Source organism: Pseudomonas sp. BNK-15 (genome assembly GCF_047456105.1).
GTDB classification, from domain to species: Bacteria; Pseudomonadota; Gammaproteobacteria; order Pseudomonadales; family Pseudomonadaceae; genus Aquipseudomonas; species Aquipseudomonas putida_E.
Genome location: NZ_CP179898.1, coordinates 932823 through 945589, shown reverse-complemented (window position 1 = coordinate 945589; position 12767 = coordinate 932823). Strand labels below are relative to the sequence as shown.

Genomic DNA, 12767 nt, shown 5'->3' with positions numbered 1-12767 from the left:
TTGAGGAAAAAGTACCGATGGCTATCAGCATGACAGAAGCCGCCGCCAACCACGTGCGGCGTTCCCTCGAAGGGCGCGGCAAGGGCGAGGGCATCCGCCTGGGCGTGCGCACCACCGGTTGCTCGGGCCTGGCCTACGTGCTGGAGTTCGTCGATGAACTGGCGGACGAGGACACCGTGTTCGAGAACCATGGCGTCAAGGTGATCATCGATCCCAAGAGCCTGGTTTACCTTGACGGCACTGAGCTGGATTTCGTCAAGGAAGGGTTGAACGAAGGCTTCAAGTTCAACAACCCCAACGTACGCGGTGAGTGTGGCTGCGGCGAAAGCTTCAACGTCTGAGGCTGGCTGTGGGTACTCCTTGTCATTTCGCTCTGTTCGACCTCCAGCCGTGCTTCCGGTTGGACCTCGACAAGCTGGCCACTCGCTATCGCGAGCTGGCCCGCGAGGTTCATCCTGACCGATTCGCTGACGCTTCCGAGCGTGAGCAGCGGGTAGCGCTGGAAAAATCCGCCGCCCTCAACGACGCCTACCAGACCCTGCGCAGTGCCCCGCGCCGTGCCCGCTATTTGCTGGCCATCGGTGGCCACGAGGTGCCTCAGGAAGTCACGGTCCACGACCCTGACTTCCTGCTGCAGCAAATGCAGTGGCGCGAGGAACTCGAAGAGCTGCAGGACGAAGCCGACCTCGACGGTGTCGCCGTGTTCAAGAAGCGCCTGAGGGCTGCTCAGGAACAGCTCAACGAGGATTTTGCCGCCTGCTGGGATGTGCCTGCCGAGCGCGACAAGGCCGAGCGCCTGATGCGCCGCATGCAGTTCCTCGACAAGCTCGCCCAGGAAGTGCGCCAACTAGAAGAGCGCCTCGACGATTAACCCGGCGTTGCCCGTGATGACGCCTAAGGTATTCAGATAAGCATGGCCCTACTGCAGATCGCCGAACCCGGTCAAACCCCCCAGCCGCACCAGCGTCGCCTGGCGGTGGGCATTGACTTGGGTACTACCAATTCTCTGGTCGCTGCCCTGCGCAGCGGTCGCAGTGAACCCCTGCCCGATGCGCAGGGCAACGTCATTCTGCCCTCCGCAGTGCGCTATCTGGCGGGCCACAATGAGGTCGGCCTGGCAGCGCGTGAAGCTGCCGCCAGCGACCCGCTGAACACCGTGCTGTCGGTCAAGCGCCTGATGGGGCGTGGCCTGGCCGACGTCAAGCAATTGGGTGAACAGCTGCCGTATCGCTTCATTGGCGGCGAGTCGCACATGCCGTTCATCGATACTGTCCAGGGGCCGAAGAGCCCGGTGGAAGTGTCCGCCGATATCCTCAAGGTGCTGCGCGAGCGCGCCGAGGCGACCTTGGGCGGCGAGCTGGTGGGCGCGGTGATCACCGTGCCGGCCTATTTCGACGATGCCCAGCGTCAGGCGACCAAGGACGCAGCCAAACTGGCTGGCCTGAACGTGCTGCGCCTGCTCAATGAGCCGACCGCTGCTGCCGTGGCCTATGGCCTGGACCAGAATGCCGAAGGCCTGGTGGCCATCTATGACCTGGGCGGCGGTACGTTCGATATTTCCATCCTGCGCCTGACTGCAGGTGTGTTCGAGGTACTCGCCACCGGTGGTGACACCGCCCTGGGGGGCGATGACTTCGATCACGCCATTGCTAGCTGGATCATCGAGCAAGCCGGCCTGTCCGCCGACCTCGATCCTGCTACCCAGCGCCAGCTGCTCCAGGCCGCCTGCGCCGCCAAAGAAGCTCTGACCGACAACGACGTGGTCAGTGTCAGCCATGGCGCCTGGCAGGGCGAGCTCAGCCGCGCCGCTTTCGAAGCCATGATCGAGCCGCTCGTTGCCCGCAGCCTCAAGGCCTGCCGCCGTGCCGTGCGCGACAGCGGCGTCGAGCTGGATGAAGTGGGTGCGGTGGTCATGGTGGGGGGGTCGACCCGCGTCCCGCGTGTGCGTGAAGCAGTAGGCACTTTGTTCGGTCGTACCCCGCTGACCTCGATCGACCCCGACCAAGTAGTGGCCATCGGCGCCGCCATCCAGGCTGACACCCTGGCCGGCAACCGCCGCGAAGGCGGTGAACTGCTGCTGCTCGACGTCATTCCGCTGTCCCTTGGTCTTGAGACCATGGGGGGGTTGATGGAAAAGGTGATCCCGCGCAACACCACCATTCCGGTGGCCCGCGCGCAGGAATTCACCACATATAAAGATGGCCAGTCGGCCATGATGATTCACGTTCTGCAGGGTGAGCGCGAGCTGATCAGCGACTGCCGTTCGCTGGCGCGTTTCGAGCTGCGTGGCATTCCGGCCATGGTTGCCGGCGCCGCGAAAATCCGCGTGACCTTCCAGGTCGATGCCGACGGTTTGCTCAGCGTCGCGGCCCGTGAGCTGGGTTCCGGCGTAGAAGCCAGTATCCAGGTCAAGCCGTCCTACGGCCTGACCGACGGTGAGATCGCACGCATGCTCAAGGACTCCTTCGAGCACGCAGGCTCCGACAAGCAGGCGCGTCAGCTTCGTGAACACCAGGTCGACGGCGAGCGCCTGCTTGAAGCTGTCCAGGGAGCCCTGGGTGCTGATGGCGAGCGACTGCTCAGCAGTGAAGAGCGCGAAGCCATCGAGTTCCAGATGCAAGAACTACGTGATTTGCTGACCGGCACCGATGGCCCTGCCATCGAGCAACAGACCAAGCGTCTGTCGCAGGTGACCGATGCATTTGCCGCCCGTCGCCTTGATTCGACGGTCAAAGCCGCACTGGCCGGGCGCAACCTGAATGAGATCGAGGAGTAACCGATGCCGCTGGTGACATTCCTGCCGCATGAGAAGTTCTGCCCAGAGGGGCTGAGCGTGGAGGTCGAGCCCGGGACCAATATCCTGGAGCTGGCCCACGACCATCACATCGAGATGGAAAGCGCCTGCGGTGGCGTAAAGGCCTGCACCACCTGCCACTGCATCGTGCGCAAGGGTTTCGACTCGCTTGAAGAAGCGGACGAACTCGAAGAGGACATGCTGGACAAGGCCTGGGGCCTGGAGGCGCAATCGCGTCTCGGCTGCCAGGTGGTCGTCGGTGATCAGGACCTGACCATCGAGATCCCCAAATACTCGCTCAACCACGCTGCCGAAGCGCCCCACTGAGGATTTTTCAATGAGTCTGAAATGGGTTGATGTACTTGAGATCGCTATCCAGCTTGCAGAAAGCAAGCCGGAAGTCGATCCTCGTTATGTGAATTTCGTCGATCTGCATCGCTGGGTGCTGGCCTTGCCGGAATTCAGCGACGATCCGTCACGCGGCGGTGAGAAAGTGCTCGAGGCCATCCAGGCGGCCTGGATAGACGAAGCCGACTAAGCGTGGCGCTGCAGGTTAGGCAATCCCCTGGAACCCGCGTATAATTCGCGGGTTTAATTTTTCGCAACACTCATATTCTGGAGTTTTCCATGGCTGTTCAACGTACTTTCTCGATCATCAAGCCTGACGCAGTTGCCAAAAACGTCATCGGCAAGATCACCACTCGCTTCGAAGACGCCGGCCTGAAAATCGTTGCTTCGAAAATCAAGCAACTGTCCAAAGCCGAAGCCGAAGGTTTCTACGCTGAGCACAGCGAGCGCGGCTTCTTCGGTGACCTGGTTGCCTTCATGACTTCCGGTCCGGTTGTCGTTCAGGTTCTGGAAGGCGAAAACGCCATCGCTCTGAACCGTGAGCTGATGGGCGCCACCAACCCTAAAGAAGCTGCTGCCGGCACCATCCGTGCTGACTTCGCCGAGTCGATCGACGCCAACGCCGTTCACGGTTCGGACTCCGAAGCTGCTGCTGCTCGCGAAATCGCTTACTTCTTCGCTGCTACCGAGGTAACCACTCGCTAAGCGAAAGCTTACGGGTGAGGGTGAATCCATGACGACATCTACTGGCAAAATCAACCTGTTGGGCCTGACCCAGCCGGAAATGGAACAATTCTTCGACTCTATTGGGGAGAAGCGCTTCCGTGCCGGCCAGGTGATGAAATGGATTCACCATTTTGGCGTCGATGATTTCGCCGCCATGACGAACGTCGGCAAGGCCTTGCGCGAAAAGCTCGAGGCTGTTGCCGAAATTCGTCCTCCGGAAGTGGTCAGTGAAGACATTTCCGCAGACGGCACCCGCAAATGGGTGATCCGCGTTGCCTCCGGCAGCTGCGTCGAGACCGTCTACATCCCAACCGACGATCGCGGTACTCTGTGCGTTTCGTCGCAAGCCGGCTGCGCCCTGGACTGCAGTTTCTGCTCCACCGGCAAGCAAGGCTTCAACAGCAACCTCACCGCCGCCGAAGTGATCGGCCAGGTGTGGCTTGCCAACAAATCCTTCGGGACCGTCCCGGCCAAGATCGACCGCGCGATTACCAACGTGGTCATGATGGGCATGGGCGAGCCTCTGCTGAATTTCGACAATGTCATCGCAGCCATGAAGATCATGATGGATGATCTGGGCTATGGCATTTCCAAGCGTCGCGTCACCTTGTCCACCTCCGGCGTGGTACCGATGATCGACGAACTGGCCAAGCACATCGATGTGTCCCTCGCTCTTTCGCTGCATGCGCCGAACGACGAGCTGCGCAATCAGCTGGTGCCGATCAACAAGAAGTACCCGCTGAAGATGTTGCTGGAGTCGTGCATGGGCTACATGGCCACCTTGGGTGGCAAGCGCGTGCTGACGGTCGAGTACACCTTGCTCAAGGACGTCAACGACCAGCCCGAGCATGCCGCGCAGATGATCGAACTGCTGCGCGATGTACCGTGCAAGATCAACCTGATCCCGTTCAACCCGTTCCCGCATTCCGGTTACGAGCGCCCTAGCAACAACGCTATTCGCCGCTTCCAGGACTTGCTGCACCACGGTGGCTTCAACGTCACCACCCGTACCACCCGTGGCGATGACATCGATGCCGCCTGTGGCCAGCTGGTCGGCCAGGTCAATGACCGTACCCGCCGCAGCGAGCGCTACATCGCCGTACGTCAGCTGTCTGCCGACGCCGAGCTGCAAGACAGCGCCGTGCGCCACTGAGTCCGGGCCCGCCATGAGCCTGCGCGCCGCGCTGTCGATCCTTGCGCTTTCGCTGGTGGCCGGCTGCGTGTCGGGTGGTGCGAATGACCCACTGGCAACTCGACAGGGGCGAGTGGAGGCGGGGCGTGCCTATGTGCAGCTTGGGCTTGGCTATTTGCAACAAGGTTTGACCGAGCAGGCCAAGGCTCCGTTGGGCAAGGCACTGGTGCTCGATGCCAAGGATGGCGATGCTCACGCAGCCTTGGCCCTGGTGTTTCAGGCCGAAGGTGAAGCTGCGCTGGCTGAGGAACACTTCAAGAAAGCGTTGTCGGCAAGCCCCGGCGACACGCGAATTCGCAACAATTACGGCAGTTTCCTATATGCTCAGCAGCGTTTTGCCGAAGCCGAGCAGATGTTTCGCCTGGCCAGCGCCGATACCCTGTATCCTGAACGTTCGCGCGTCTACGAGAACCTTGGCCTGACAGCCCTGAAACTCGGCAACCGTGACCAGGCGCAGGCGTATCTGAGCAAGGCCCTGCAACTCAACCAGCGGCAACCCAGGGCGTTGCTGGAAATGGCTGAGTTGTCCTACGAAAACAGGCATTATGTGCCGGCACGGGGTTTCTACGATCGTTTCAGCCAGTTGAGCGATCACAATGCCCGTAGCCTCCTGCTGGGTAGCCGTCTTGCCCGGGTGTTCGACGAGCAAGGCACACAGGCCGAACTGGGCCAGCAATTACAACGACTTTATCCCGGTACGCCGGAATATCAGCAATACCTGTCGGAGCAACGATGAAAGCCGCGCATCCCGAAGTAGCAGCAGCGACTGGCCAGAACCCCGGTGAATTGTTGCGCCAGGCCCGCGAAAGACGGGAGTGGTCGCAAGCCGAGGTGGCCCGCAAGCTCAACCTCACTGTAAGTTCGCTGAACCACGTGGAAACCGGTGCCTTCGACAAGCTGCCAGGGCATACCTTCGCCCGTGGCTACATCCGTGCCTATGCCAAGCTGATGGACATGGACCAGGCGCCGCTGGTCGAGGCCTTCGACCAGTACACCGGCACCCATGCCAAGGGCAGCGACGTACATTCACTGGGCCGCATCGAAGAGCCGGTGCGCCTTTCGCACAACATCCTGCGCGGTGTCAGCCTGTTGCTGCTGGTTGCGGTGGTCGGTGGCAGCTTCCTGTGGTGGCAGGACCAGGGCAGCCTGCGCGGCAAGGACCTGGCCAATATCGCCCTGGAGCATGTCGAGGTCGAAAGCGCCGACGGTACCACCCAGATCCACCCGCTGGATGAGCCTGAAGACCAGGCTGTTACCTTAGGCCAGCAGGGCGAAAGCGCGCCGCTGCCGCTGGAGCAGGCACCTGCCGAGCCGGTTGCCGAGGCCAGCAGCGAGGCCGCCCCGGCTGCCGCAGCAGCCGCGCCGGTCCAGCAGGCGCCTGCACAGGCTGAAGCGCCTGCGCCGACAACGGCAGCACCTGCTGCACCAGCCACGCCAGCCGCCACCGTAGCCCAGGCCGCCCCTGTGGCGCCTGCCGCCAGCGTGCCGGCCATTGCCACCGAGCCTGCCGCCGTGCCGGCCGGCAGCGCCAAGGTTGCAATCCAGTTCACCGCCGATTGCTGGACCCAGGTGTCCGATGGCAACGGCAAGGTGCTGTTCAGCGCCATCAAGCGCAAGGGCGACAACCTCGAGCTGACCGGCAAGCCGCCGTTCGCGGTGCGCCTGGGCTTTGCCCGCGGCGCCCAGGTCAGCTACAACGGCCAGGCCGTCGATGTTGCCCCGTTCACCAGTGGCGAAACCGCTCGCCTGAAGTTGGGACAGTAAGTCATGCACGGCGAATCTCCGATCAAACGTCGCGAATCCCGCAAAATCTGGGTCGGCAATGTGCCGGTGGGTGGTGATGCCCCCATTGCGGTGCAGAGCATGACCAACACCGATACCAATGATGTCGCCGCCACCGTGGGCCAGATCCAGCGTCTGGTCGATGCCGGTGTCGACATCGTCCGTGTATCGGTGCCGGACATGGACGCCGCCGAGGCGTTCGGCAAAATCAAGCAACTGGTCAGCGTACCGCTGGTCGCCGATATCCACTTCGACTACAAGATCGCACTGCGCGTGGCCGAACTGGGTGTCGACTGCCTGCGTATCAACCCGGGCAACATCGGCCGTGAGGACCGTGTTCGTGCTGTGGTCGATGCCGCTCGTGACCGTGGCATCCCGATCCGTATCGGTGTCAACGCAGGCTCCCTGGAAAAGGACCTGCAGAAGAAATATGGCGAGCCGACCCCGGCGGCGCTGGTCGAATCTGCACTGCGCCATGTCGAGCACCTGGACCGCCTGGATTTCCAGGACTTCAAGGTCAGCGTCAAGGCCTCCGACGTGTTCATGGCCGTCGAAGCCTATCGCTTGCTGGCCAAGCAGATCATCCAGCCGCTGCACCTGGGCATCACCGAGGCCGGTGGGCTGCGCTCCGGCACGGTGAAATCCGCCGTCGGCCTCGGTATGCTGCTGGCCGAAGGCATCGGCGATACCATCCGCATTTCGCTGGCGGCCGACCCGGTCGAGGAAGTGAAGGTCGGCTACGACATCCTCAAGTCGCTGCACCTGCGTTCGCGTGGCATCAACTTCATCGCCTGCCCGAGCTGCTCGCGGCAGAACTTCGATGTGGTCAAGACCATGAACGAACTGGAAGGGCGCCTGGAAGACCTGCTGGTACCGCTGGACGTGGCGGTGATCGGTTGTGTGGTCAACGGCCCTGGCGAAGCGAAGGAAGCCCACGTTGGCCTGACCGGCGGCACGCCGAACCTGATCTACATCGACGGCAAGCCGGCGCAGAAACTGACCAATGACAACCTGGTCGATGAGCTGGAAAAGCTCATCCGCCAGAAAGCGGCCGAAAAGGTCGAGGCCGACGCGGCGCTGATCGCCCGCGGCTGACACACAGATTCGTAAGGACTTTTCGTGAGCAAATCGCTGCAAGCCATCCGTGGCATGAACGACATCCTGCCAGAGCAGTCGCCGCTGTGGCGCTACTTCGAAGGCACCGTCGCTGGGCTGCTGGACACCTATGGGTACAGCCAGATCCGCACGCCGATCGTCGAGTTCACCGAGCTGTTCAAGCGCTCCATCGGTGAAGTCACCGACATCGTCGAAAAAGAGATGTACACCTTCGAGGACCGCAACGGCGATTCGCTGACCCTGCGCCCTGAAGGCACCGCTGCCTGCGTACGTGCAGTGCTCGAGCACGGCATCACTGGCAACGGCCAGGTGCAGAAGCTGTGGTACATCGGCCAGATGTTCCGCCACGAGCGCCCGCAGAAGGGCCGCTACCGTCAGTTCCACCAGATTGGCGTCGAGGTGTTCAACCTGGACGGCCCGGACATCGATGCCGAGCTGATCATGTTGACCTGGCGTCTGTGGGGCCTGCTGGGCATCCAGGATGCGGTCAAGCTCGAGCTGAACAGCCTGGGCACCAGCGAGGCCCGCGCCCGCTACCGCGACGCGCTGGTCGAGTTCCTCTCGGCGCGCCTGGAACAACTCGACGAAGACAGCCAGCGCCGCCTCAAGAGCAATCCGCTGCGCATCCTCGACAGCAAGGACCCGAACACCCAGGCGGTGCTGGTCGGCGCGCCGAAGCTGGAAGACTACCTCGACGAAGACTCCCGCGTGCACTTCGAGGGCCTCAAGGCCCGTCTGGATGCCGCCGGCATTCCGTTCGTGATCAACACCAAGCTGGTGCGTGGCCTGGACTACTACAGCAAGACCGTGTTCGAGTGGGTCACCGACAAGCTCGGCGCCCAGGGCACCGTCTGTGCAGGCGGCCGCTACGATGGCCTGGTCGAGCAGATGGGTGGCAAACCGACCACCGGCGTTGGTTTCGCCATGGGTATCGAGCGCCTGATCCTGCTGCTGGAGACCCTGGGCAAGGTACCGGCGTCCATCAACCGTCAGATCGATGTCTACCTGTGCGCCTTCGGCGAGCAGGCGGAGCTGGCTGGCCTGCGCTTGTCCGAGAGCCTGCGCGACCGGCTGCCGGGCCTGCGCCTGGCGGTCAACGCCGGTGGCGGCAGCTTCAAGAGCCAGTTCAAGAAAGCCGACAAGAGCGGCGCGTTGTTCGCCCTGATCCTGGGTGACGATGAGCTGGCCAAGCAAGAGATTGGCCTCAAGCCCCTGCGTGGTCAGGGCGAACAACAGAACATTGCCTGGGATGCTCTGGCTGAGCACCTGGAAACCGCGATCGCTCAGGCGTAACGCGGTTCAACAAGCGAATAGGCGAAAAGGAGTATTGGGGTGTCGAGTACCGATGATGATGACCTGGCAGGGGTCAAGGACTGGTGGAACCGTAACGGCAAGCCACTGCTGACCGGTGCGCTGCTGGCTGGCGTAGTGGTGTTGGGCTGGAACACGTGGCACAAGTACCAGGACAACCAGTCGCAAGGCGCATCGCAGCTGTATCAGGCCCTGCTTGAAACCAGCCTGACGCCGAGCGGGCAGCCGGATGCGACCAAGGTCGCGGAGCTGTCCGGCAAGCTCAAGAGCGAGTTCGGTGGTACCGCCTACGCCCAGTACGGCAGCCTGTTCGTGGCCAAGGTCGCGGTAGAGAGCGGCAAGCTCGACGACGCCGCTGCCGAGCTCAAGAATGTGCTCGACAAGCCTGCTGACGACACCCTGGGCGAAATTTCGCGCCAGCGCCTGGCACGCGTGCTCGCGGCCCAGGACAAAGCTGAAGATGCGCTCAAGCTGCTCGACGGCGACGCCGACAAGGCGTTTTTGGCCAGCCGTGAAGAATTGAAGGGCGACCTGCTGGTGCAGTTGGGTCGTGCCGACGATGCCCACAGCGCTTATGAAAAAGCCAAGGCCGCGCTGTCCGATGAGGCGGCGGTCGGTGGCTTGCAACTGAAGCTGGATGACTTGGCCAAAGGGGACGCGTGACGTGATCGGTTGGAAACAAGCAGCAGTGCTGACCCTGGCCGTACTGGCCGCAGGTTGCAGCAGCAACAGCAAGAAGGAACTGCCTCCGGCCGAGCTGACCAAGTTCACCGAAGAAGTGGTACTGAAAAAGCAGTGGAGCCGTTCGATCGGTGACGGCCAGGGCGAGACTTACAATACCCTGGTGCCAGCCATCGAGAACGACCGCATCTACGCCAGCGACGTCAATGGCGAAGTCTTCGCCCTCGACCGCATTACCGGCGACGTGGTGTGGAAGCAGGATCTGGAGCTGCCGGTTTCCGGCGCCGTCGGCGTTGGCTATGGCCTGGTCATGCTCGGCACCCTCAAGGGTGAAGTGATTGCCCTGGACTCCAGCACCGGTGAAGAGCGCTGGCGCTCGCGCGTAACCAGCGAAGTCCTGGCGCCGCCTGCCAACAACGGTGACGTTGTGGTGGTGCAGACCCAGGACGACCGTCTGATCGGCCTCGATGCCGCTACCGGCGACCGCCGCTGGATCTACGAGAGCACCCCGGCTGTACTGACCCTGCGGGGCACCGGTGCGCCGATCGTCACCAACCGTCTGGCTGTAGCCGGCCTGTCCACCGGCAAAGTGGTCGCGGTCGACATCAACAACGGCGTGCCGGTGTGGGAGAGCCGTGTGGCGATCCCGCAGGGCCGTTCCGAGCTGGACCGTGTGGTCGACATCGACGGCGGCCTGCTGCTGTCCGGTGGTACGCTGTACGTCAGCACCTACCAGGGGCGCGTAGCGGGCCTGGACCTGGAAAGCGGCCGTGTGCTGTGGCAGCGTGATGCCTCGAGCTACGTGGGTGTCGCCCAAGGTTTCGGCAACGTCTATGTCAGCGAAGCTTCGGGCAGTGTCGAGGGTGTCGACGAGCGCTCTTCCAGCGCGCTGTGGACCAACGACTCGATGGCGCGCCGCCAATTGTCGGCACCGGAAGTGTTTTCCAGCTACGTGGCTGTAGGTGACTTCGAAGGTTACCTGCACCTGCTCAGCCAGGTCGACGGCCGTTTCGTCGGCCGTGAGCGTATCGACAGCGATGGCCTGCGCGCCCGGCCCCTGGTGGTCGGCGACACCATCTATGTCTTTGGCAACAGCGGCAAGCTCGAGGCACTGACCATCCGCTGAAGCTATGCTCAAGGCCACGACAGGTCTTGAGTTGCGGCGTAGGACACGCCGCCCGAACTCCGGCCGCTGCCTTGCAGCGGCCTTTGCATTTTCAAGAATTCAAGAGTGGAGAGCCGCATGGTTCCCGTAATCGCCCTGGTGGGACGGCCGAACGTCGGCAAATCCACCATGTTCAACCGCCTGACCAAAACCCGCGATGCCATCGTGGGTGACCTGTCGGGTCTGACCCGTGACCGCCAGTATGGTGATGCCAGCTGGCAGGGTCGCTCCTTCATCCTGATCGACACCGGTGGTATCACCGGTGACGAAGTGGGCATGGACGAGAAGATGGCCGAGCAGTCGCTGATGGCCATCGAAGAAGCCGACTATGTGCTGTTCCTGGTCGACGCCCGCGCCGGCATGACTGCCGCCGACCAGATGATCGCCGAGCACCTGCGCAAGCGGAACAAGTCGGCCATCCTGGTGGCCAACAAGATCGACAACATCGACGCCGACGTCGCCCGCGCCGAGTTTTCGCCGCTGGGCATGGGCAATGCCATTCCGGTGGCCGGCTCGCAGGGCCGCGGCATCAATCAGTTGATGGAGTCGGTGCTGGGCCACATTCCTCGCGATGCTGAGGAAGAAGCCCTCGACCAGGAGGTTGCCGAAGGCGAGGAAGCGGTACGCATCCCCGGCCCGAGCGAAAAGGATGGCATCAAGATCGCCATCATCGGCCGCCCCAACGTGGGCAAGTCGACCCTGGTCAACCGCATGCTCGGCGAAGAGCGCGTGGTGGTCTACGACCAGCCGGGTACCACCCGTGACAGTATCTACATCCCGTTCGAGCGCGATAACGAGAAGTACACCTTCATCGACACCGCTGGCGTGCGCAAGCGCGGCAAGATCCACGAGGAAGTCGAAAAGTTCTCGGTGGTGAAGACGCTGCAGGCGATCAAGGACGCCAACGTGGTGATCTTCGTCATGGACGCCCGCGAGGGTGTGGTCGACCACGACCTCAACCTGCTGGGCTTTGCCCTGGAAGCGGGCCGCGCCATCGTCATCGCCCTGAACAAGTGGGACGGCATGGAGTCGGGTGAGCGCGACTACGTCAAGACCGAGCTGGAGCGCCGGCTGTTCTTCGTCGACTTTGCTGACATCCACTTCATCTCGGCGCTGCACGGCACCGGCGTGGGCCACTTGTACAAGTCGGTGCAGGCCGCGTTCAAATCGGCGGTCACCCGCTGGCCAACCAGCCGTCTGACGCAGATCCTCGAAGATGCCGTCAGTGAGCACCAGCCACCGCTGGTCAACGGCCGCCGCATCAAGCTGCGCTATGCCCACCTCGGCGGTGCCAACCCGCCGCTGATCGTGATCCACGGCAACCAGACCGAGAAGATTCCCAAGTCGTACTCGCGTTACCTGGAAAACACTTACCGCCGGGTGCTCAAACTGGTCGGTACGCCGATCCGCATCGAGTACAAAGGCGGTGAGAACCCGTACGAGGGCAAGAAGAACACCCTCACCGACCGCCAGGTCAACAAGAAGCGCCGCTTGATGTCGCACCACAAGAAGGCCGAGAAGAAGCGCCGCGACAAGCGCTGACAAGCGGCAAACTTCAAGTCGCAAGCTGCAAGAATGAGCGGACGCTGATACATGTCGCTTTTTCTTGTGGCTTGGAGCTTGTAGCTTATAGCTCTCCGTCCCGCAGGAAA

General features: G+C 62.4%; 14 protein-coding genes. All 14 read left to right on the top strand.

The genetic code is table 11. From position 1 onward, the window contains the following. Positions 1-17 precede the first annotated feature (17 nt). The 14 genes from iscA to der all read left to right on the top strand — a co-directional run bounded on the left by iscA (position 18) and on the right by der (position 12657). Entirely contained in the window at positions 18-341 is a 324-nt protein-coding gene (iscA, locus tag ACMGF5_RS04280; protein ID WP_008092567.1) for an iron-sulfur cluster assembly protein IscA, read from the top strand. An 8-nt stretch (positions 342-349) separates the two neighbouring features. Next, positions 350-871, top strand: coding sequence for a co-chaperone HscB (hscB, locus tag ACMGF5_RS04275; RefSeq protein WP_046784483.1), 522 nt, complete (start codon positions 350-352; stop codon positions 869-871). A 42-nt stretch (positions 872-913) separates the two neighbouring features. Next, positions 914-2776: a Fe-S protein assembly chaperone HscA gene (hscA, locus tag ACMGF5_RS04270; protein ID WP_414157589.1), complete on the top strand. Its 1863-nt coding sequence runs from the start codon at positions 914-916 to the stop codon at positions 2774-2776. A 3-nt stretch (positions 2777-2779) separates the two neighbouring features. After that, complete coding sequence (gene fdx, locus ACMGF5_RS04265; protein WP_039604293.1) at positions 2780-3121, top strand: ISC system 2Fe-2S type ferredoxin; 342 nt, start codon at positions 2780-2782, stop codon at positions 3119-3121. Between the two features lie 10 nt (positions 3122-3131). Further along, on the top strand, positions 3132-3332 hold the full coding sequence (gene iscX / locus ACMGF5_RS04260) for a Fe-S cluster assembly protein IscX (protein ID WP_003248529.1): 201 nt from the start codon (positions 3132-3134) through the stop codon (positions 3330-3332). An 89-nt stretch (positions 3333-3421) separates the two neighbouring features. Next, complete coding sequence (gene ndk, locus ACMGF5_RS04255) at positions 3422-3847, top strand: nucleoside-diphosphate kinase (protein WP_033701183.1); 426 nt, start codon at positions 3422-3424, stop codon at positions 3845-3847. 28 nt (positions 3848-3875) lie between these two features. Then, the gene (gene rlmN, locus ACMGF5_RS04250) at positions 3876-5021 is read left to right on the top strand and encodes a 23S rRNA (adenine(2503)-C(2))-methyltransferase RlmN (protein WP_012316139.1); all 1146 of its coding nucleotides are present in this window, start codon (positions 3876-3878) and stop codon (positions 5019-5021) included. Positions 5022-5034: 13 nt separating this feature from the next. Beyond that, positions 5035-5796: a type IV pilus biogenesis/stability protein PilW gene (pilW, locus tag ACMGF5_RS04245; RefSeq protein WP_414157588.1), complete on the top strand. Its 762-nt coding sequence runs from the start codon at positions 5035-5037 to the stop codon at positions 5794-5796. Beyond that, on the top strand, positions 5793-6824 hold the full coding sequence (locus tag ACMGF5_RS04240; RefSeq protein WP_115273920.1) for a RodZ domain-containing protein: 1032 nt from the start codon (positions 5793-5795) through the stop codon (positions 6822-6824). Before pilW ends, ACMGF5_RS04240 begins: the two co-directional genes overlap by 4 nt. A 3-nt stretch (positions 6825-6827) precedes the next feature. Further along, positions 6828-7937 (top strand): flavodoxin-dependent (E)-4-hydroxy-3-methylbut-2-enyl-diphosphate synthase, encoded by a 1110-nt coding sequence (gene ispG / locus ACMGF5_RS04235; protein WP_012316136.1) that lies wholly within the window; start codon positions 6828-6830, stop codon positions 7935-7937. Positions 7938-7961: 24 nt separating this feature from the next. Continuing rightward, positions 7962-9251, top strand: a complete 1290-nt coding sequence (hisS, locus tag ACMGF5_RS04230) for a histidine--tRNA ligase (RefSeq protein WP_012316135.1) — start codon at positions 7962-7964, stop codon at positions 9249-9251. 39 nt (positions 9252-9290) lie between these two features. Beyond that, complete coding sequence (locus ACMGF5_RS04225; RefSeq protein ID WP_039602044.1) at positions 9291-9932, top strand: tetratricopeptide repeat protein; 642 nt, start codon at positions 9291-9293, stop codon at positions 9930-9932. 1 nt (position 9933) lies between these two features. Further along, on the top strand, positions 9934-11076 hold the full coding sequence (gene bamB / locus ACMGF5_RS04220) for an outer membrane protein assembly factor BamB (protein ID WP_046784478.1): 1143 nt from the start codon (positions 9934-9936) through the stop codon (positions 11074-11076). Between the two features lie 117 nt (positions 11077-11193). Continuing rightward, positions 11194-12657 (top strand): ribosome biogenesis GTPase Der, encoded by a 1464-nt coding sequence (der, locus tag ACMGF5_RS04215; protein ID WP_012316132.1) that lies wholly within the window; start codon positions 11194-11196, stop codon positions 12655-12657. Positions 12658-12767 lie beyond the last annotated feature (110 nt).